Raw genomic sequence first — 19,333 nt, 5'->3', positions numbered from 1 at the left:
CTCCCGAGGCATCTGAGAACCGCCACCGCACCGCAACCCGACCTGACACTGGTAACGCGATTACAACTGCAGCCCACCTGAATTTTTAAATACGAGGGCGGGACGAAACCGGCCCATGTTCGACGCACCAGTCGAGACGTGGTATCTCTGGATCGGCCTCGCGGTGGCGAGTACCGCCGCGCTCGGCGTCGCCGTCACGCTCCCCCGAACGCCTCCGCCGGACGCCACCGGCGCGGCTCACACGGTCGACGTCGTGGCCGCCAGCGGGCACGCCGCGACCGGCGTCCATCCCCTCTCGGTCGACGCCGTGCGGATTGGCCCCTACCGAATCTGGCTGCGTGAGGACGGCCCGGTTGGCAGCGCGACCGGCCACGCGACGTTCGCCTACGGACCCATGACACCCGTCCAGAGAGGCACCGCGCTCCGGGACGTGCTCCGGGGCGCACCGCCAGAGGCGGTGTTCGGCTCGACGGGGAGCTTCCGGCGGGCCGCCGCCAGCGCGCGCGACCGGACGCCGGAGTGGCGGAGTCGCGACGAACTGACCGTCCGACGCGTCTCGTGGGAGGGCGTGAATGTCACACTGGTCGGATGAGTCCGCCGGCGGGCTGGGAGATAGACACCCCGAGTCGGCGCGAGCGCAGGTCGAACCGCTCGCGGCGCTGACCGCCGTCTTCGCTGTCGGGATCGCGCTGTCGGCCTACGCCGGCGTGCTCGATGCCGCGCTCCCGAGCGCCGACCGAAATCTCGCGGACCCGACCGTCGAGCGGGCCGAGCGCGCGGTCGCCGAGACGGGCGTCGTGGACCCCGACGAACTTCGGGCGGGCCTGCGCGCCGGGCCCGACGACTACCGGCTGAACCTCACGCTCGCAGCGGCGGGACAATCGTGGCACGCCGGGCCGACGCCGCCGTCGCGGGCCGACAATCCCACTCACACCGCCGAACTCGCTGTGAGCGTCCGAATCGCGCCCGGAAAGATTCGACCCGGGACGCTCCGCGCGGAGGTGTGGACGTGAGAGAGAACAGCGCGCGAGGCGTCAGCACCCTCCTCGACGCGACGCTCTGCCTGCTGTTGGTCTCGGCGAGCGCGATGACGCTCGCGAGCGCGCTGCACGAAAGCGAATCGGAACAGGAACTCGACGCCGAGTCGGCCGACCAGACCGCGGAACTGTTGACGACCAGCACCGCGCGGGTCACCTACTCGGCTGGGGACCGAACCCGGACGGCCCACGACACGTTGGCCGGACTGCTCGCCAGCGCGGTCCGGACGGACGTTCGAGCCGCTGCTCCCGGCGAACCCACCACCGCGAACTCCACCTTCGTCGAGGCCGTCGCCCAGCGACTGAACCGCACGCTCCGGCGAACGGAGGCCAGCGTGGAAGTCGTCGCTCGCTGGCCAGTCGGCCGGAACGCCACCACCGAGAGCGGAATCGTGGTCGGCGACCGACCACCGCGGGACGCGGCCGTTCACGCGGCCGGATTCGTCGCGCGAGAGGTCCGATTCACTGTGCGGACGTGGTCGGCGACGAGACAGCGCGAGGCGACCGAATCGAGGTTCCGGACAGGTTCGCAGGGGTGGTCAGCGTGAGGTTCGCCGAGGACCGCCGCGCCAGAGTCCCGTTCGCGCTCGTCGGCGTGGTCCTGCTCGTGGGGAGCGCAGGCCTCAGCGCCACGCTCGCTGGCGGGCCGACTCCGCGGACCGACGAGTCGGTCGGCGTGGCGGTAGATCGGACGACCGCCGCGACCAACACCGCGCTCCGAGAGGCGGTCGCGCGCGCCGGACGCGAAGCAGCACGCGCGCCAGTCACAGAGATAGTGAACGCCAGCGGGGCGAATGGCACCTCCGCGAGTGCCAACGCGAGCCGCGTCCTGAACGACTCGACGCCGTATCGCGATTACCTCCGGATTCGGATCTACCTCGCGGCTCGGAAGGCGCTCGATTCGGTCGAGGTTCGAGTCCGCGACGTGCGGGGGTCGGCATCGCTCCCCGCCACGGCGAACGCGACCGCGCTGCGGGCCGCCAAGCGACGGGTCGAGATCGAGTCGGCAGGAAACGCGACAAACGCCGGGCTGCGCGTCGGTATCGAGAACGTGACGGTCGCGGCGACGAGGGACGGTCGGACGGTCACGTACGAGGCCGTCTCGCCGACGCTGACCGTGGCGACGCCTGCGCTCGCGCTCCACGAGCGGGTCGAGCGGTTCGAGTCGCGGCTGAACCGGGGACCGCTAGTGCCCGGCCTCGGTCGGCGGCTCACGGGGCGACTGTACGCCGTGGCGTGGGCGCGCGGCTACGCCCAGTACGGCGGCGCGCCGATAGAGAACGTGGTGGCGAACCGTCACGTCGCGCTGGCGACCAACGGCGCGATTCTGCGCGAACAGCGCAGCGCCTTCGGGGGAAGCGACCCGGCGAGTCGACGAGCGGTTCGGTGGGCCACCGCTCGCGTGGGCGCGACCGACCTGCTCTCGGCCGCAGACGTTCACTACGGCTCGGAGTGGTCGAAGCAGCTCCTCGCGGCCGCAGACCGGTACCGCGAGGAGAACCCGCTTCCAGGCGGCGTGTCGGCGGATGAAAGAACTGGTGAGCGCGAGCGAACTCTCCAGATCGGCGTGAACCGGACCGCCGACCGGGCGTTCGCCGATCTCGTGACGGGCGAGAACGGGACGGGGCTCGGCGAGATTCTGCGGTCGGGCTACGCCGTGGACGCTCGCATCGTCACGGAAGTCCGGACCGTCGAGGCCGACGCTCGCCCCGAACCCTCACCACCCAGCGCGAACTGGAGCCTCGCCGGAACCGAGGTCCGGACGACGATACGGGTCGCGGACGCGACCGGGGGACCCCCGAGCACCCCAATCGGCTGGCATCTCCTCGCGTCCGAAACGCGGCGCGTGATCCAGACGCACAGGCTTATCGCCAACTGGACGCGGGGGCGCGAAGTCGGCAATGGGACCCGCCAAGCCCGCCGGACCGTCCAGCGGTGGTCCGAGACGTTCGAGGTCCACCTCGGACTCGCGGGCGATCACGGCGCGAGCGGTGCGGTGAAGGTCGCTCCGTCGCGTCCGGTCGCGGGCGTCCACGAGCGCGGAGGCGCGCTCGGCGGGGCGAACCTCGAAGGCGTGCCGGACCGCGCGACCGGGACGCTGGTCGCCGACCGGGGCGGCTTCGACGCGCTCGCCGAGCGCGCGGTGGCGGGGACGCTCGACACCCGCTCCCGAGAGATCGCGGGCCGGCGACCCGCCGACCTGCGACCGTGGGTGTACCGCGACGTCGCGTCGTTGCGCGAGCGCGTCCGCAACGTCTCGGTGACGGTCGCGGCCAGCGAGACGCTCGGCGGGTCTTCAGCCGCCGGAGAGCTAGCTGCGGAGCTTCGTGACCGGAAACGTGCGCTTCTCGACGCGCCGCAACGGTACGACGGCGTCGCCGACCGGGTCCGGGTGGCGGCGCGGGCCACCTACCTCGACAGGGTAATCGCGCGGCTCGACGCGCGAGCCGACCGGACGAAAGCGACCCGGGAAGGCATCGACGGCGCGCTGGCTGAGGCCGGCGCGTCGCTCGACAGGGTGCGTCGAATACTCCGCGAGCGGACCGTCCCGGACGTCCCGCCGTCGCGACCGCTGCCCGCCGACGGCCCCGGCCGGGCGACGAATCTGAGCGTGACCGGCGCGCCGCCGTACCTCACGCTGGCCGCGCTCGACCACGAGCAAGTCGCGGCGATTCCCGAGAGCGAGGAGCGACACCCGCTCGCGGCGCGGAATCGCAACGTGTTCGCCGTGCCCTACGACGACGCCGCGGACGCGGTGGCGTCGGCCGTCGCCGGGGACGGCGAGAGCGACAGCGTCGATCTCAGGACTGGGGCACTCGCGCTTCGGGCCGCTAATCGCACCTTGGCAGAGGTGGAGAATCGGTCGCTGGCACGGAAGCGCGGCCGGCTTCGACGGTCGCTCGCGGGGTCGATGAAGCAGATTCGTCGGCGGCTCGTGACGGCGCTCGGCGGGTCGCGGTTCGACCTCACACGAGCCGAGCGGCGGACGGCAGTCCAGACGGGGCTCGCGCGCTGGAACGCGACCCACGCGCGAGTGCTCGCCGTGGCGAACGGCTCCGCGGCGCGCGCCATCGCCGACGCGGTCGTCCGCAGTCGGCCCGCGCTTCGGCGCGACGACCGCCGCGACTGGCTCGAACTGCGAGTCGAACTGGCGCTCGAAGCGGCCCGGCGCGAGGTCGCGGGAGCGCCCGAGTCGCTGGTGAACCGGACCACCACGGACGCCCGGAAGATTGCCCGCCAGGCGCTGAAAGACGCGGTCTCGGACGGCCTCAGCAACGCGACCGAGACGGCGGGCGAAACGCTCCTCGGCGAGGCGCTCGGCGCGGTCCCGGCCGGCCTGCCGGTCGCGCCGGTGCCGGGCTACTGGTACGCGACGGTCAACGTCTGGACTGTCGGCGTCGAGGGGCAGTACGCCCGGTTCGCGGTGCGCGCGCCGGACGGGCCGCCCAACAAATCGGTAACCTACGTCCGGGAGTCAGGCGTCGTTCGACTCGACTGGGACGGCGACGGCGAGCGCGAGGTCGTCGGGCGCACCGCGCCGGTCGCGTTCGAGACCGAGACCGTCGTCGCCGTGGTGGTGCCGCCGGGGCCGCCCGGCGTCGGCGACCGCGACGGGACCCGCGAGGAGGAGTCCTCGGGATGGTCGTCGGAGTGAGCGTGGCTTGGACTGGTTGCGCTCTCCAGCTAGCGTGCGCTTGTCCGTTTTTGTAGCCCGGCGCGTGCGGGCGCGACCGCCGTGTCGCGCCAACCCGCGCGAGGGACGAGGACCGCAACGGAGCGAAGCGGAGTGAGGACCGCAGGCGGCTGGGGAGGTTCGAGGCTCGCGGTCGCGGTGCGGTTGCTGTGCCGTGCGGTTGCGGTGCTGTGCAGGTGCCGTGCGGTTGCGGTGCCGTGCGGTGCGGCTGCGGTGACTCAAATGCCTCGGCAGTAGCTAGCTCGGTCAATCGTTCAATATTCGAGCATCGGGGTAACCGTAGTCCCGGTCAGCTCGGGGGAGCCAAGCGTATAGAAGCTCATACGAATGAATACACCGTCTACCGCTGTCGACTCGCGATGAAGTGCTGGAGCATGGCGTACTCGCCGAGGGTCATCGGCGACCGACCCTCGATCTTCTGCTGGATCTGCTTGGCGTCGAGGTCGGCGTCGATCTCGGCCGCCATGGTGTCCACGTCGAGGACCGCGGTGGTCATCCCCATGAGGAGGTGGTCGCGGGTCTCCAGCAGCACGTCCTCCGCCGCGGGCGCGTCGGGGTCGACCGCCAGAATCGCCGCCGCGTCCGATAGCTGGATAGCCGTTCCGTCGGCGTCGCCCGCCGCGATGGCAGCCACCGTCTCGCGGTCGACGCCGCTCTCGTCGGCGACCCTGTCGACCCCCTGCGAGTCGACGACCGCGGCCAGTTCCGCCACGTACTCCTCTGAGAGCTGGTCGGGCGACGTCTCCGCGGGGTCCTCGACCTCGTCGTAGAGCATAGCCGACCTGTGGGTACGGCGGCTAAAAGGGGTTTCACTTCGCGATGGAATCGATGTGAGGGGAGTTGAATGGTAGTTTCGGGGACAGTCCTCGACGGTCGGGATTCGCGGTGAAAATGGTTAGCGGAATGAAGCTAGCTACTGCTTGCGCCTCGGCGTGACCGCACCGCACGGCACTGCAACCGCACCGCACGGCACTGCAACCGCACCGCACAGCACCGCATCCGCGACCGCGAGCCTCGAACCTCCCCAGCCGCCTGCGGTCCTCACTCCGCTTCGCTCCGTTGCGGTCCTCGTCCCTCGCGCGGGTTGGCGCGACACGGGGGTCGCGCCCGCACGCGCCGACCAGGAGAGATGAACCCGCGCACGTTGGGCGGAAGGATGAACCAGCACAAGCCTCATAGAAAGCCGAGCCAGCGCCCACCGAGTAACACGACCAGACAATGTTAATTTGATTGGAAAATAAGCTGCGGAAGCGGCGACGCCCGATTCCGGCCCTCGACCCGCGAAGCGACGAAATTTAACTGTCCGGGGGGCGACGATGCAAGCGTGACCGAAACTGTCCTCATCACGGGATGTTCGTCGGGTATCGGCCGCGAGACGGCGCGAGTATTCCTCCAGGACGGGTGGGAGGTGTACGCCACCGCGCGCAACCCCGCCGACGTGCAGGCGCTGGGCGAGGCGGGAGCGAACATCGCCTCGCTCGACGTGACCGACGAGGACGACGTCGAGCGCGTCGTCGACCGGATCGTCGACGAGCACGGGCGCATCGACTGCCTCGTCAACAACGCGGGCTACGCCCAGCTCGGGCCGGTCGAGGACGTGCCGGTCGAGCGCGTCGAGGACCAGTTCGAGGTGAACGTGTTCGGCCCGCATCGGCTCGCTCGCGCGGTTCTGCCGCACATGCGCGAGCGCCGGACCGGCACCATCGTCAACGTCTCCAGCGTCAGCGGGCGCATCGCCACGCCGGGGATGGGTATCTACAACGGCTCGAAGTTCGCGATGGAGGGCATCAGCGACGCGCTCCGGCCCGAGGTCTCCGAACACGGCATCGACGTGGTGCTGGTCGAACCCGGTCCGGTCGAGACGGCGTTCGCCGAGCGCGCCGGGAGCGAGGTCGAGGGTATCGAACGCTCGGACGCCTACGAGGCCATCTACTCCATCCTCGACGATACCAAAGCCATCGGCGGCGGCGGTCCCGGCGCGATTCCGCCCCGCCGCGTGGCCGAGTCCGTCCTCGACGCCGCGAACCTGACCGACCCGGCCCCGCGCTACCCGGTCGGACAGGTCGCCAAGGTGGGGATGCTCGCGCGGTTCGTCCCCGCGTCGCTGCGCGACCGGCTCTATCGGCTCGGGCTGTCGCTACTGTCGAAGGTCCGGTGAAACGGGAGGAAGATTCGCCGAGTTCTCCGAGAAGGATTCGACGCTCTATCCGACGCTACTCCAGACAGGACGCCACCAGCGCCAGCGCCTTCTCACCGCGAACCTCGTCGGCCAGCAGGGGCACCCGCTTGACGTCGTGGCCGCGGAACACGTTCTGCGCTTCCGCGAGCGCGTCCTGCTGGACCTGCCACCGGCGCTGGCAGAACTCGCAGTCCTCCAGATCCGGCGAGACGAACGCCTCGGCGTCGACCGCGCTGGTCACGTCCGCCAGATCCTCCATCACCTTGTTGACGACCACGGTGCCGACCGGCACCTCGAACTCCCGGAGCTGGGCGAGCAGCCGCTGGGACTCGAACACGCTCATCTCCTCGGGCACCATCACGACCCGGAAGTCGGTCTTGCTCGGGTCCCGCAGGGTCGCCCGCAGTTGCTCGATGCGGTCGGCGAGTTCTTCGAGGTCGCCGAGACTCTCCTCCGGATCGGCCCCTTCCCCGCCGAACATCCCCTTCATCCCCTCCAGCATCTGGCCGAACCGCTGCTTGAGCTTCATGATGCGCCCGACCATGCTGTCCATGAGTTCCGGCAGTTCGAGCAGTCGCAGGGTGTGGCCGGTCGGTGCGGTGTCGACGATCACGCGGTCGAACCGCTCGTCGTCCATGTACTCCAGCAGCTTCTGCATCGCCGCGGTCTCGTCCGCGCCGGGCATCGGCCCGCCGAGCAGCGTGTCCATCGGGTTCTCGCCGCCCATCAGGTCGCCGAGACCGCCGAGCGGCCCCGACCCCGAGCCGGCGTCGCTCACACCGCTCGCATTGCCTGCGCCACCCGCGTCGGCTCCGGTAGCGAACGGGTCGTCTGGGTTGCCCGAATCGGTGGCATTCGATCCGGTGGCCCCTCCGGTTGCGGCACCCCCACCGCCCGCGCCGCCCGCGCCGCCGAACAGCGCGTGGCCCTCCTCCATCGCGGCCTCGGGATCGATCTCGGCCGCGTAGAGGGGCACGTCCTCTCGGATGCGCTCGGGCCTCGCAGGGATGTCGGTCTCGAAGGTATCCGACAGCGAGTGGGCCGGGTCGGTCGAGACCACCAGCGTCGCGGTGCCGCCCTTCGCGCTCGCCAGCCCGGTCGCGGCCGCCATCGTGGTCTTACCGACGCCACCCTTGCCGCCGTAGAGGACGTACTCCGGCGCGTCCACGCCCGCGGGCAGGTCGGCCTCGTCGATTCGCTCGACCGGCTCCACGTCGAGTTCGCTCATTGCCGGGGGTAGGAAGGCGGGACTTGTGTACTCGTCGGTCTCTGTAGTGGAGTGACGCGGCGAAGCGGTCGCCCGGCGAGTCGTCAGGTCCTGACGGGCTTGAGGAAGCCGTAGAGGATGGCGAGCATGCCGACGACTTCGGTGAACTGGGTGATGCCACCGACCACGACCGACGGGAGCGGGACGACCAGCGAGACGAGGAAGATACCTCCGGGCCCGCCGAACGCGAGGACGAACCCGGCGGCGATGTACAGCATGGGCCGACTGTCGTTGCGGCTGTACCCCCGGCACGCGATGTACGCGATGGCGAGGCTCACGAGGATCGTGACGTAGTCCGAGAGCAGAAAGACGAGGTCGACTGTGGACAGTTGCAGCGCCACGGCGAACGGCTCACCCATCGTACCACCCCTCGACGAAGTTCGTGAACCGGTCGGCCGCGCGCTGGCGCTTCGACACGGTGACCTCGAAGCCGTCGTCGGTGAGATCGATGACGACGCGGTCCAGCGACGCGGCGTAGACAGTCGGCTGGTGACCGTCGGGATCTGGAGCCGTCCGCTCGGTCACGAGACCGCGGTCGGCCAACTCGTCGAGCCGGCGATAGACGGTCGCTCTGGAGGCGTCGCACGCCTCGGTCAGTTCGGGTGCCGACATGGGTTCTTCGAGCGTCTGTCTGAGGATGGTTTGAACGCAGTCGTCTTCGAGTAGTTGCGTGATTGCGTCAAGGCGGTTCGACTGCCCCACGACGACGCTTTTGTCCGGACCAAAATATAAAACCACCCAGTGTCTCACGCGCTGAGACAGTGCAGTCGGCTTATTGCTCCCCCGTGTGAACGCCGATATATGGTAGATTTCGCCTCAGTAGCCGTCGAATGGTTCGCCGTGGGTGCACTGCTCGTGGCGCTTGGCGCGCTCATCAAGTTCCGACAGTGGACGTTCCTGCTCGCGGGCTACGACCAGACCTCGCCGGTCCCCGACGACTTTGTCGCCGACGTGGCGGGGAACACCATCCTGCGGATCGGACTCGCGGCCGTCGGCCTCGGCGTCGCGTTCACGCTCGCCGACCCGCCGTCGTATCTCGCTACCGTGTTCGAAGTCGCCGTCCTCCTCGCCGTCGGGCGACTCATCTATCGACTCCACACGTACGCGCCGGACAGTGCGGCGTGACTCGCGCGTGTCGGTCACGTTCGGGTGAGGTCGCCTGATACTACAGCCGACCTCGGAGCAGAGCGGGATTTGTGACGGGCGCGAGCGACCCTGCAACCACGGAGAGAGTCGCCATCGGCGACGTGGAACCGGGAGCGCCCGACCCGGACCGAACGCACGACCGTCGCTCGCTGTCCGAATCCCGAAAATCGTCGATTTTCGAGGACTTCGGTCGCGACGCTCCCGACGACGCCGCGCAGCGCGCGTCGGGCCGGAAGGACGAGCCAGCGCGCGCTGGGAAACGGATCAGAGAGCGCACGCTCGGAAGCCAGTAGCCCAGTGCGAGACTGCGTCAGCGCCAAATCGCTATCGCCCGTCCCGGACCGCCGCAACGTCCTCGCGGGAGGCCGCCAGCACCTCGTCGGGCGAGAGGTCTGCGTCGCGCCACGCCGGGAGCCGCCGGTCCTCCCCCGGCGGCCGGATGGCCTCGGCGTAGGTGTCGACCTGCGCGCGCTCGTCGCCGCGGTCGTAGTCGAGGCCGTTGAACGCGGCGTCGGCGGCGTACTGCTCGACGAAGGCGTCCGCGGCCTCGCGGTAGCGGCCCGGCAGGCTGTCGTAGTCGGGGGCGACGCCGTGGGACTCGACCGCTCGCAGGAGCGCGCGGCCGACGTGGCGGCTCATGTCCGAGAGGCCGGTCGGGCCCGACACGGCGCGGTGGTCGTGCTCGTACCGACCGAGATCGACCTGCGCCGTCTTCTCGAACCCGGCGTGGCCGAACGCCTCGCCGAGCGTGCCGACCTCCAGCCCCCAGTTGCGCTCGACGCGGAGCGAGCGCGCGAGGTCGGCGGTCAGCCCGAACTCCCCCGCGAGCGCGTACCGGAACGCCGCGAGGTAGTCCAGCACCGCCGCGTCCGGGTGGGCGTCCGCCAGCGCGCGCACGAGCGGGGCGTAGAACAGCCGACACAGCCGACCGTACAGCCGGCCGTTCTCGACCCGGGCGTAGTAGCCCTTCGTGAACTCGTAGTCGCCCGCGAGCGGCGAGAGGAGTCGCGCCACGTCGGCCGACTCGTACGTCTCGGCGTCGGCGTCGTGGACGACCACGTACTCGCGTCGCGCCGCGGCGACCCCGAGCGCGAGCCAGACGTCCCGGCCCTTCCCCGCGTCGCCGTTCAGGCCGTGGCCGTCGAGCAGGTCGGACACCCCCGGGCCGTTGCACCAGACGACCGACAGCGGAAGGTCGAATCCGGAGAGCCACTCGCGGAAGTCGCCGACCTTCCCGGCGGGCGCGCGCAGCGGAACCACCACTTCCCCGGGTGCGAGCGTCTCCAGTGCCGAGAGGACGCGCTCGGCTGCGAGCCCGGCGTACTCGCGCTCGGTCATCGGAACCACCACGGCCGCGCGGTCGGTCGGCGCGTCGGGCACGTGACCCGCCAGGTCGTGGAGGGTGGCGATTCGCTCCTGTCCGTACTCCATCGACTCGGGGTTGGGAGCGCGAGATTGAAAAGGACGCGGAAGTGCCACTGCAAGGGAGCCGTCGAGGTCAGGGCCTGAATCCGAACAAGATGGCGATTATCGGAAGGAGGAACACCTGCACCACGCCGAGTAGCACGACGATGATGGCTGCACTCCCCAACTCCACGAGTGACAGATCCGGAAACGCGAGCAGTCTCGGAAGGACGTACCCGAAACCCAGCCCTCCAAGCAACATCAGGTCCGCAAGAACGAACGTCGACCCCATGAGGCGGGCTACGTGCCGAGCACCGGCCTCCTGGGACGCCTCTACGTTGCTCATGTCTGTTCGACCTCTCTTCGTCTGACTCGTGGTAATATTCCCATCATGTTAGTTCTGTTCCTCCGTTTCGTCCGACGCGTCGGACCCGTGGCGAAATCGTTCGCGAATCTCGACAGTTGCACTGGCCGCAACGCCGACAAGAGACGCCAAGAGGCCTCTCGCAGGCTTCAGCAGATTTCGCGACGCGAGAACGATCATCACCGGTAGCTGAACGCCGAGTAGCGTGATCGTTCCCAGCGCCATTGCCAGCAACAGCGGCATCGAGTTCGCGTCGATCAAGTACACCGCTACGAGAACGAACGAGACTGACAGCAGCATCAAGAGCCCCATTCCGGTGACCAGCCCCTGCAGTGCTAACTCCTCGGCGTCCACCGCCCGGTGCTGTAGCTGGAGCAACAGCGCCACCACCGGGAACAGGAGCGCGATGAGTTCGAGCAGCCGAAACGCCGCGAGCGAGGTGTCGACCATGCCTTCGGGACTCTTTCGTCCCGTCCTCGCATTTCAACATTTGGACGAATGGAGCGTCGTGCTCCGGAGTTCAGTCCCCGCGGACTACGCTCGGGTCCCGGCCGCCCTCCGGCAGCAGGTCGGCCAGCCAGAGCATCACCAGCACGCCGAGGATGACCACCAGACCGACACCGAACGTCCGGAACACCGCGTCGTACGCGTAGTCGGCCGCGACCAGTTCGCCGAGGACCACGCTGCCCAGCGCCTGCACGATCATCACCACGCCGCTGTACAGCGCGTAGGCGCTCGCGCGGTTCTCGTCCGGGAGCGAGTCGAGCAGGTAGGTGTCGATGGCGGGGAAGATGCTGTGGACGACGTAGCCCAAGATCGCGCTGACGACAGCGACGACGAGCAGTCCCTGCGCGGCGGTCAGCGCGAACAGCGATATCACGAATCCCAGCAGGATGGCCAGCAGGAGCGGGACGTGGGGGACCCGGTCGGCGAGTCGGCCGGTGAGCCAGAACGCGGGCATCCCGGCCGCGAAGATCACCGTCAGGAGGTTCCGACCGGTCGCGGGGTCGAGCCCCTTCGTCGCGGTCACGTAGTTGACGTAGAAGTTGAACAGGCCGTTCCAGACGAACCCCGTCGCGCCGAGGATAGCGACGCCGCTCAGGATGATGGGCCACTGGCGGCGCGCCGCCGCGACGAAGTCGCGGTCCTCGCTCCCCGCGTCGGGGAGTTCGGTCCGGCGCGCGGTCCGGTAGAACAGCGCGGTCGTGACGGCCGCGACGAGCGCGACGATCACGAACACCGAGCGCCACGAGGACGTGAACAGTACCGCGCCCACGAACAGCGGCGCGACCACGGAGGCCAACTGGCTCGCCGCGCCGTGGATGCCGATGGCCCGCCCGACGCGCTCGGGGTACAACTCGGTGACGAGCGGGTTCGCGGCGATGAAGTACGCGCCGCTGGCGGTCCCCATCAGGAACGCGCCCGCGCCGAGCATCACCACGGAGTCGGCGAACGCGGTGAACGTCGCCGCGCCGGTCAGCACCGCGCCGGTCCCGAGGACGACCCGGTGGCGCGCGAGCCGGGTCAGCAGGTAGCCGACCGGGATCCGCGGCAGGGCGCTGCCCAGCCACGCCAACGTCGCGACGAGTCCGATGGTCCCCTCGTCGATGGCGAACGCGGCCGACAGCGGGTCCAAAAGCGGCGCGAACACGATTCTGGCGAGGTTCACCAGAAACACCATCGAGCTCAACGACGCGAGGAGCCGGCCACGTGACACGAGCGGGGCTACTCTGGGGGTACAGTCAAACCTTCCGAAACCGGCGGAATGGAACCTGTGGCCCACTTTCGATCTAAGTGACCTTTCGGAACAGAGCTGAGGGCGACCCTCGCTACTCGAACACCGCGTCGAAGGCGTCCGCGCCGAGCGGATCGAACCGACCGGCCGCGACGTTCTCTTCGACGTGTTCGGGCCGGCTCATCCCCACCAGCGCGCTCGTGACGCCGGGCGCGCTCCGTGCGAAGTTGATGGCGCGCTGGACCGGCGAGTCGCCCTGTAGCTGGTCGCTCACGTCGGCCGGAATCTCACCGGTGAGGTCGCCCTGCGCGATGCTGGCGCTGGTGAACACGTTCAGGCCCGCCTCGCGGGCGAACCAGAGCGCGCTCTGTGGTCCGTCTGGCCCCTCGTGGACTTCGGCGGTGAACGCGTCGGCCATGAAGACGTTGAACGGCAACTGGATCGCCCGGAGATGCGTCGCGGTGTTGCCGGCGGCCTTGGCGGCCTTGCGGGCGCGCGAGGCGACCTCCGGGAGCGCGAGGTAGTCGTCGGCTCCCTCCGCGACGCGGAACGCGTTCCACGTCGCGACGCCGTAGGCTCCGACGTCGCCGTCGGCGACGCGCTCTTCGAGCCGGGTGAACGCGGCTTCGAGTTGGTCGTACACGTCCTCGCGCGAGCGGGCGTGGAGCTGCGTCTCGGGGTTGTGGACGTAATAAAGGTCGATCTGGTCGACAGCGAGGTTGTCGAGCGACCTGTCCAACTGGTCGTCGAGGAAGTCCGGTGCGATGGCGTGCTGGCCGCGAGCGAGGTCCTCGCGCGCGACGAGCCCCGAATCCACGAACTCGCGCGTGACGTACTCGCCGGGATTTTCGGGGCGCTCGCCGTCGAACGGAACGAACCCGCCCTTGGTCGCGACGAACACCGCGTCGCGGTCCACGTCGGCGTCATCGATGGCCTTCCCGACCGCGCGCTCGCTGCGCTGGTTGCGGTAGTTGATGGCCGTGTCCACGACGTTGACGCCGCTTTCGAGCGCGGTGGCAACGGCGTCGCGGTACCGCGCGTCGACCGCGTCGGTGGGGTCGCCGAGGTAGCTGCCGAGACCGAGGGAGGAGACCGCGAGCCCGTCGAACCGCCGGAAGTAGGTCCGACCGAAGTCGTCGCCGTGCTGAAGCTTGTACTCGTAGGTGCCCTCGTCGGTGGCCATGCGCGAAAATTGGTCTGGCGTCGGGATAAGGTCGCGGGATTCGGGTGTATCGGGCGAGTGATGAAAATGCTGAGTCGAACGATTCTGCACGCACTGGACTGGTGTTCTATCCTGCGTGAATTGGCTCGACTCTCCACTCTGCTCGTACTCGCTTTACTTTCCACACTGGCGCGTGCTGGCGCGAGTTTATCTCGCGCCAAATCGCGCGAGGTCTTCGAGAGCGAAGCGACCGAAGGCTCGGAGGACGCGGTTTGTCCGCCGGTGGCTGAGGACCGCAGGCCTCTGGCCGAGGACCGCAAGAGGCTGGGGAGGTCTGAGGCCCGCGGTCGCGGTGCGGTGCGGTCACGCCGAGGCTCAAGCAGTAGCTAGCTTCGTCGCTGCAACTCCGTTGGCTCTGAGAACATTCGAGCTAGCTACTGCTTGAGCCTAGGAGACACCGCAACCGCACAGCACCGCATCCTCGAACCTCCCCAGCCTCCTGCGTTACTCACTCCGCTTCGCTCCGTTGCGTTACTCGTCCCTCGCGCGCGTTGCTCGCGCGCGCCAACGTTCTAAAATTAGATTTCTCCAACGAATCGAAGACAGGGTTTCTCTAACGACTAGTGTCACACGTCACCCGTGAGCGCCGCGAACACGTCGTCGGTGAGTTCGGCTTGCGACCACATCGCGGCCTCGCCGCCGCTGGCGTAGGCCGCGCCGTCGACCGGCACCTGCCCGCCGCCCATCCGAGCGTGACCTCCCGCGCTGGCACCCGGAATCTCGTCGACCGCGGTTTCGAGCGCCTTGCCCATGTGGACCCGGTCGTCGCGCGACCGGCCCGAGAGGTGGACCGTGTCCTCGCGGCGGCCGTACACTACCACCGCGGTCACCCCCTCCAACTGGAGGAGTTCGTCGGCGGCCTGCGGGATGGCGTCGGCGTTGCCGATCCGGCCCACGTCGCTGACCGCGAACGAGCCCCGGACGTCCCGGTTGGAGATGGCCTTCGACTTGACCTCCAGGACCTCGGCGCTCATCTGCGGGTTGGCGATTCGGTCGAGCTGATCCTCGTCGATGCCGCCGTAGAGGTACGACGCGGCCTCGAACTCGGCCGCGGTGCAGCCGCTGGTAAGGTGCTTGGTGTCCGATTGGATGCCGTAGAGGAGTCCGGTGGCGATCTCCGAGGGCACGACGAGGCCGTCGGTCTCCGCCTGTGCGTCCGAGTCCTCCGGGCCGACCGGGGTCCCGCCCACGTCGTCGAGGTACTCGGCGATGATGGTCGCGCAGGCTCCGTAGTCGGTCCGCTGGTCGGTGAAGCGCTCGCCGGTGCCGTTGCCCGGGTGGTGGTCGACGACCGCGTAGGGTTCGAGTCGCTCGGCCCCCTCGAACCCCCGCGGCGTGTTGTGGTCGACCAGCACCACGTCGTCGGCCGCCACCTCGTCGACGTGCTCGATCTTCCCGAGGTCGAGGTCGAGCACCGCGCGGAACGCCCGGTTCTCCTGATGGCGGATCTGGCCGGGGAACTGGAGCGTGGAGTCGGTGTCGACCTCGCCGGCAAGATGCGCGACCCCGATAGCGCACGCCATGGCGTCGGGGTCCGGATTGGGGTGCATCAGGATGGCGATCTCGTCGCGCTTGGCGAGCGCGCGCCTGAGTCGGGCGCCCATCGGTCGCCGGATCCACCGGACGACCAGCCACAGCGACGCGACCAGCGCGAGCGCACCGAGGAGGAGGGCTCCCGCGAGTTCGGGCGAGTCGAGGCCGTACGCTTCGGCCGACTGTAGCAGGTCCCGAACCTGCAGTTCCGGGAGGACCGGGAGTTGCATGATTTCCTATGACTACCCGCACGAACAAGAAATTTTCCCGATACGAACCGTGATGGGGACGGACTGAACGAGGCGACGAACCCTGCGAGTCCTCAGTCCCGCTCGCCGAGATACGCCTCGATGGCGCTCCGGTACCCCTCTCGAAACGTCGGGTAGGCGAACTCGTAGCCGAGGTCCCGCAGTTTGTCGTTCGAGCATCGCTTGCTCGTCAGAAGTCGCCGCGTGACTCGCTCGGAAGCAGAGTCCGAGTCCGAGTCAGAGTCCGAGGCCGCATCGGCATCGGCCGCGTCCTCCAGCCGCTCCGCGACGGTCTGCTTGGGCGGGTGCTCGACTCCGCACTGGTCGGCCAGCCAGTCGGCGAACGCGTGCTTCGAGACGGGTTCGTCGTCGACGACCAAGACGACCTCTCCGCCCGCAGTAGTCCCGCGAGCGAGGTCCTCGTCGAGCAGGAACCGGATCGCGCCGGCGGCGTCGTCGCGGTGGACCATGTTGAGATACCCCTCGGTGACCGGCCCCGCCAGATAGCGCTCCAGTCGGGTCCGGCCCGGACCGTAGAGGCCAGCGAATCGCGCGACGGTGCCGTCGATGCCCCGCTCCGGAGCATCTTCGAGCGCCACGCGCTCGGCTTCCGCCAGCACCGCGGCCTTCTCCGTCGCGGGGTCGAGCGGCGTCTCCTCGTCGACCCAGTCGCCGCCGTGGTCGCCGTAGACGCCCGTGCTGGAGGTGTAGACCAGTCGCTCGGGAGGCGACTCGCGCGCCGCGAAGTGGTCGACCGCGCTCCGAAGCCCCTCGACGTACACCTCGCGTGCGGCCGCCGCATCTCGACCGCCCGAGCTCGCCGCGAAGACGACCGCGTCCGCGTCCGGTACGGCGTCCAGCGAGTCCGCGTCGGTCACGTCGGCCCGGACCGCGTCGAAGCCGGCGTCCCTGATGGCGTCGAGGCCGGCGTCCGAGCGCCGGACGCCCACCACCGAGTGGCCCCGCTCGGTCAACTGGCGGCCGAGTTCCAGTCCGACGTATCCACAGCCGAGTATCGCCACGTCCATACTCGGTGATTGGCTCGGGGGCGGATAACTCCCGCGACGGCGGCGAAGGTGGTGTTCAAATAAGCGCAACTAGTCCCCAGCTTCGCTCGGTGGAACAACCATGCCCTGGCGGACTGAAAGGGCGAGGTCGCTCGACGAACCCCGACGAGGCAAGCACTACAGCGACCGGAGGGAGCGAAGCGCGCAGCGAGTCGCGGGAGTCGAGCGACCGAGGGCTTTCGGAAACGTCTCGTCAATTTCAGTTGCGTTCTGAACGTCACCCAGTGATCAACGCAAGTGTTCTTCACTTCACTGTACTCTCCGTCGGTGCTACACCTCGTCGCGGTCGGTGTACGTCCAGCGGGCGACGATCTCGCCCTCGTCGTCGAACCGGTGGAAGTCCGCGAAGCCGAACGAGACTTCCTCGCCGTCCTGCACGCCGGAGAACTCCCCGCGGACCGCGACGGTGTCGCCCTCAGCGACCACGTCGTGGACCTCGTGGCTTCCGTCTTCGAGCGGTCGATTTTCGAGGTAGAACTCGCGGAACTCGGCCATCCCCGAGAGGCTCGACTGCCCCGGACGCTCGTAGGTCACGTCGTCGGCGAAGAGTTCAAATACTGCGTCGTAGTCCTCGGCGTCGATGTACTCGTAGTAGTCGCGAACGCGTCGTGGATCTGCGGTTCCCATGCGCTCGTCAACGTGGTCGAGGGTGTAGTTTGTTTTGACGGTGACAGTCGTTACGATGTGAAATAACAGTCATTTTTCCGTTTGTCACGCGGTTTTTGACGAGGGAAGCTAACCATTGCCGAGGTATCGGAGAAGCCGCACTGCATCCGCAACCGCGACAGCGAGCCTCAGACCTCCCCAACCTCCTGCGTTGCTCGGCCTTCGGCCTGCGCTACTCGTCCCTCGCACGCGTTGCTCGCGCGCGCCGGGTCGAATATCTGTAATCTACATTTCGAGTTCGCACTTGGAATCCAACACCATCGACTCGGCGGCTATCGCAGACGAGAGTGACCGAAACGAGTCCGAAATCGAGCCGATTTGGGGGCAACAGTCGCCGTGGTGCGAAAGAAAGACCTGTTCGCGGCGCAACCGTCCGGGCATGGACTACGACACGCCGCTGTTCTTCCACGTGATGCAGTACGCGGCCGATGCCGACCGAGACGTCGTCGACATGGTGAGCGGCAACCCCGACTGGGGTGCGCCCGACGCCATCAGCGAGGGCCTGCACGAGTACGCCGACCTCGGCGGCGCGGACTTCCAGTACCCGCCAAGCGAGGGCCTGCGGGAGCTCCGCGAGGAGATCGCCGAGCGCCGGAACGTCGACCCATCGCAGGTCATCGTGACCAACGGCGGCGGAGAGGCCAACTACCTCGCGATGGCCCGCGCGCTAGAGCGCGAGGAGGGCTCGGAGTTCGTCCTCACCGACCCGGTCTATCCGTACTACCCCGGGAAGACGACGATGCTCGGCGCGAGCGCGCGGTACGTCCCCGCCGCGGACGACGGCTCGCTCGACCCCGCGGACGTGCGCGAAGCCGCGAGCGAGGAGACCGCCGCCATCCTCGTCAACTCGCCGAACAACCCCACCGGCGCGGTGTACGACGAGGAGACGATGCGCGAGCTCCTCGCGGTCGCCGAGGACAACGACGCGCTGCTGATCAGCGACGAGGTGTACGACCACTTCGACTTCTCCGGCAAGTTCACCTCCGCGCTGTCGTTCGACGCCGACAACCGCGTGGTCACCGACTCGTACTCGAAGACGTTCGCCATCACGGGCTTTCGCGTGGGGTACGCTATCTTCCCGGAATCGCTGGTCGACGTGGCCAAGACGCGCCACATGCTGACCAACGTCGCGACGACCCGGCCCGGCCAGTACGCGGTGCTCCACGCGCTCCGGAACACCGACCCCGCCTACTACGAGGCCAACCGCGAACTCCTCCGCGAGCGCATCGAGACGTTCACCGGCGCGCTCGACGCCGCGGGCGCGGACTACACCAGCCCGGACGGCGGCTTCTACGTGATGGCCCGCTTCCCCGACTTCCCGGGCACGCTTGAGAACGTCGAGCGACTCGTCGACGAGGCCGGCGTCGCGGGGATGCCCGGCGAGGCGTTCGGCGAGTCCCGGAGCGACTGGCTCCGCTTCGCGCTGGTGAGCCCGCACGTCGAGGAGGCCGCCGACAGGCTCGCCGACTACTTCGGCTGAATTCAGTCTCTGCTTCGAGCGAGTCGCATCTGTGGTCGTGTTCAGATACGCGTGACCAGTTTGCGACGTTCCTCGGTGGATCAATCCACATCCCTGGTGGACTGAAAGGGCGAGGCCGGTTCCGGGAACCCCGGCGACGTAAGCACTGCAGCGACCGCAGGGAGCGAGGCGCGCAGCGAGCCGCGGGACCGGAACCGGCCGAGGGCTTTCGAAGACCCCCTGGTGGTCCGACTGGCGTATCTGAACACGACTCAGTCAATGTCCCGAACAACTAAGCCCCGGCCGCGACCC

At 68.7% G+C, this 19,333-nt stretch carries 19 protein-coding genes; 7 read left to right on the top strand and 12 right to left on the bottom strand.

Annotated features, from left to right (window positions below):
- Positions 1–115: 115 nt before the first annotated feature.
- The 4 genes from DPQ64_RS02755 to DPQ64_RS18525 are packed head-to-tail and all read left to right on the top strand — an operon-like array spanning position 116 to position 4,692.
- Positions 116–592, top strand: coding sequence for a DUF7283 family protein (locus tag DPQ64_RS02755; protein WP_115862823.1), 477 nt, complete (start codon positions 116–118; stop codon positions 590–592).
- Positions 573–1,013 carry a DUF7285 family protein gene (locus DPQ64_RS02750; protein ID WP_115862822.1) on the top strand — a complete coding sequence of 147 codons (441 nt, stop codon included), beginning with the start codon at positions 573–575 and terminating at the stop codon, positions 1,011–1,013. Before DPQ64_RS02755 ends, DPQ64_RS02750 begins: the two co-directional genes overlap by 20 nt.
- Positions 1,010–1,585, top strand: coding sequence for a DUF7284 family protein (locus DPQ64_RS02745; protein WP_157971559.1), 576 nt, complete (start codon positions 1,010–1,012; stop codon positions 1,583–1,585). Before DPQ64_RS02750 ends, DPQ64_RS02745 begins: the two co-directional genes overlap by 4 nt.
- Complete coding sequence (locus DPQ64_RS18525) at positions 1,582–4,692, top strand: DUF7286 family protein (protein WP_157971558.1); 3,111 nt, start codon at positions 1,582–1,584, stop codon at positions 4,690–4,692. Before DPQ64_RS02745 ends, DPQ64_RS18525 begins: the two co-directional genes overlap by 4 nt.
- A 379-nt stretch (positions 4,693–5,071) precedes the next feature.
- On the opposite strand, the gene DPQ64_RS02735 is transcribed toward DPQ64_RS18525, so the two are convergent.
- Complete coding sequence (locus tag DPQ64_RS02735; RefSeq protein ID WP_115862820.1) at positions 5,072–5,506, bottom strand: DUF5791 family protein; 435 nt, start codon at positions 5,504–5,506, stop codon at positions 5,072–5,074.
- A 549-nt stretch (positions 5,507–6,055) separates the two neighbouring features.
- Here DPQ64_RS02735 and DPQ64_RS02730 point away from each other — a divergent pair.
- Positions 6,056–6,889, top strand: a complete 834-nt coding sequence (locus tag DPQ64_RS02730) for an SDR family oxidoreductase (protein ID WP_115862819.1) — start codon at positions 6,056–6,058, stop codon at positions 6,887–6,889.
- A gap of 55 nt (positions 6,890–6,944) precedes the next feature.
- Here DPQ64_RS02730 and DPQ64_RS02725 read toward each other — a convergent pair whose 3' ends face one another.
- The 3 genes from DPQ64_RS02725 to DPQ64_RS02715 are packed head-to-tail and all read right to left on the bottom strand — an operon-like array spanning position 6,945 to position 8,879.
- Positions 6,945–8,225 carry an ArsA family ATPase gene (locus tag DPQ64_RS02725; protein WP_394338827.1) on the bottom strand — a complete coding sequence of 427 codons (1,281 nt, stop codon included), beginning with the start codon at positions 8,223–8,225 and terminating at the stop codon, positions 6,945–6,947.
- Positions 8,222–8,536, bottom strand: coding sequence for a DUF7521 family protein (locus DPQ64_RS02720; RefSeq protein WP_232820465.1), 315 nt, complete (start codon positions 8,534–8,536; stop codon positions 8,222–8,224). Before DPQ64_RS02720 ends, DPQ64_RS02725 begins: the two co-directional genes overlap by 4 nt.
- A complete protein-coding gene (locus tag DPQ64_RS02715; RefSeq protein WP_115862817.1) occupies positions 8,529–8,879 on the bottom strand; it encodes a winged helix-turn-helix domain-containing protein in 351 nt (116 codons plus the stop codon). Before DPQ64_RS02715 ends, DPQ64_RS02720 begins: the two co-directional genes overlap by 8 nt.
- A gap of 99 nt (positions 8,880–8,978) precedes the next feature.
- On the opposite strand from DPQ64_RS02715, the gene DPQ64_RS02710 reads away from it, so the two are divergent.
- Positions 8,979–9,302 (top strand): hypothetical protein, encoded by a 324-nt coding sequence (locus tag DPQ64_RS02710; protein WP_115862816.1) that lies wholly within the window; start codon positions 8,979–8,981, stop codon positions 9,300–9,302.
- A gap of 345 nt (positions 9,303–9,647) precedes the next feature.
- On the opposite strand, the gene DPQ64_RS02700 is transcribed toward DPQ64_RS02710, so the two are convergent.
- The 8 genes from DPQ64_RS02700 to DPQ64_RS02665 form a co-directional block, all read right to left on the bottom strand.
- On the bottom strand, positions 9,648–10,754 hold the full coding sequence (locus DPQ64_RS02700) for a glycosyltransferase family protein (protein ID WP_115862814.1): 1,107 nt from the start codon (positions 10,752–10,754) through the stop codon (positions 9,648–9,650).
- Positions 10,755–10,821: 67 nt separating this feature from the next.
- Entirely contained in the window at positions 10,822–11,073 is a 252-nt protein-coding gene (locus DPQ64_RS02695; RefSeq protein ID WP_115862813.1) for a hypothetical protein, read from the bottom strand.
- A 48-nt stretch (positions 11,074–11,121) separates the two neighbouring features.
- The gene (locus tag DPQ64_RS02690; protein ID WP_115862812.1) at positions 11,122–11,541 is read right to left on the bottom strand and encodes a hypothetical protein; all 420 of its coding nucleotides are present in this window, start codon (positions 11,539–11,541) and stop codon (positions 11,122–11,124) included.
- 70 nt (positions 11,542–11,611) lie between these two features.
- Positions 11,612–12,772 carry an MFS transporter gene (locus DPQ64_RS02685; RefSeq protein ID WP_115862811.1) on the bottom strand — a complete coding sequence of 387 codons (1,161 nt, stop codon included), beginning with the start codon at positions 12,770–12,772 and terminating at the stop codon, positions 11,612–11,614.
- 148 nt (positions 12,773–12,920) lie between these two features.
- Positions 12,921–14,009 (bottom strand): aldo/keto reductase, encoded by a 1,089-nt coding sequence (locus DPQ64_RS02680; RefSeq protein WP_115862810.1) that lies wholly within the window; start codon positions 14,007–14,009, stop codon positions 12,921–12,923.
- Between the two features lie 605 nt (positions 14,010–14,614).
- Positions 14,615–15,811 (bottom strand): DHH family phosphoesterase, encoded by a 1,197-nt coding sequence (locus DPQ64_RS02675; RefSeq protein WP_115862809.1) that lies wholly within the window; start codon positions 15,809–15,811, stop codon positions 14,615–14,617.
- A 92-nt stretch (positions 15,812–15,903) separates the two neighbouring features.
- The gene (locus DPQ64_RS02670) at positions 15,904–16,857 is read right to left on the bottom strand and encodes an SDR family oxidoreductase (RefSeq protein ID WP_115862808.1); all 954 of its coding nucleotides are present in this window, start codon (positions 16,855–16,857) and stop codon (positions 15,904–15,906) included.
- A gap of 309 nt (positions 16,858–17,166) precedes the next feature.
- Positions 17,167–17,523, bottom strand: coding sequence for an ester cyclase (locus DPQ64_RS02665; RefSeq protein ID WP_115862807.1), 357 nt, complete (start codon positions 17,521–17,523; stop codon positions 17,167–17,169).
- A gap of 418 nt (positions 17,524–17,941) precedes the next feature.
- On the opposite strand from DPQ64_RS02665, the gene DPQ64_RS02660 reads away from it, so the two are divergent.
- The gene (locus DPQ64_RS02660) at positions 17,942–19,042 is read left to right on the top strand and encodes a pyridoxal phosphate-dependent aminotransferase (protein ID WP_115862861.1); all 1,101 of its coding nucleotides are present in this window, start codon (positions 17,942–17,944) and stop codon (positions 19,040–19,042) included.
- Positions 19,043–19,333 lie beyond the last annotated feature (291 nt).

The organism is Halorussus litoreus (genome assembly GCF_003382685.1).
Taxonomy (GTDB): domain Archaea; phylum Halobacteriota; class Halobacteria; order Halobacteriales; family Haladaptataceae; genus Halorussus; species Halorussus litoreus.
The sequence above is the reverse complement of the archived record's forward strand: the minus strand, read 5'-3'. Positions and strand labels throughout refer to the sequence as shown.

Excerpts from the sequence above, each read along its gene's own strand:
- DPQ64_RS02755 (WP_115862823.1), top strand. The coding sequence starts at position 116 with ATGTTCGACGCACCAGTCGAGACGTGGTATCTCTGGATCGGCCTCGCG.
- DPQ64_RS02750 (WP_115862822.1), top strand. The coding sequence starts at position 573 with ATGTCACACTGGTCGGATGAGTCCGCCGGCGGGCTGGGAGATAGACAC.
- DPQ64_RS02735 (WP_115862820.1), bottom strand. The coding sequence starts at position 5,506 with ATGCTCTACGACGAGGTCGAGGACCCCGCGGAGACGTCGCCCGACCAG.
- DPQ64_RS02720 (WP_232820465.1), bottom strand. The coding sequence starts at position 8,536 with ATGGGTGAGCCGTTCGCCGTGGCGCTGCAACTGTCCACAGTCGACCTC.
- DPQ64_RS02710 (WP_115862816.1), top strand. The coding sequence starts at position 8,979 with ATGGTAGATTTCGCCTCAGTAGCCGTCGAATGGTTCGCCGTGGGTGCA.
- DPQ64_RS02700 (WP_115862814.1), bottom strand. The coding sequence starts at position 10,754 with ATGGAGTACGGACAGGAGCGAATCGCCACCCTCCACGACCTGGCGGGT.
- DPQ64_RS02695 (WP_115862813.1), bottom strand. The coding sequence starts at position 11,073 with ATGAGCAACGTAGAGGCGTCCCAGGAGGCCGGTGCTCGGCACGTAGCC.
- DPQ64_RS02690 (WP_115862812.1), bottom strand. The coding sequence starts at position 11,541 with ATGGTCGACACCTCGCTCGCGGCGTTTCGGCTGCTCGAACTCATCGCG.
- DPQ64_RS02685 (WP_115862811.1), bottom strand. The coding sequence starts at position 12,772 with ATGGTGTTTCTGGTGAACCTCGCCAGAATCGTGTTCGCGCCGCTTTTG.
- DPQ64_RS02680 (WP_115862810.1), bottom strand. The coding sequence starts at position 14,009 with ATGGCCACCGACGAGGGCACCTACGAGTACAAGCTTCAGCACGGCGAC.
- DPQ64_RS02675 (WP_115862809.1), bottom strand. The coding sequence starts at position 15,811 with ATGCAACTCCCGGTCCTCCCGGAACTGCAGGTTCGGGACCTGCTACAG.
- DPQ64_RS02670 (WP_115862808.1), bottom strand. The coding sequence starts at position 16,857 with ATGGACGTGGCGATACTCGGCTGTGGATACGTCGGACTGGAACTCGGC.
- DPQ64_RS02665 (WP_115862807.1), bottom strand. The coding sequence starts at position 17,523 with ATGGGAACCGCAGATCCACGACGCGTTCGCGACTACTACGAGTACATC.
- DPQ64_RS02660 (WP_115862861.1), top strand. The coding sequence starts at position 17,942 with ATGGACTACGACACGCCGCTGTTCTTCCACGTGATGCAGTACGCGGCC.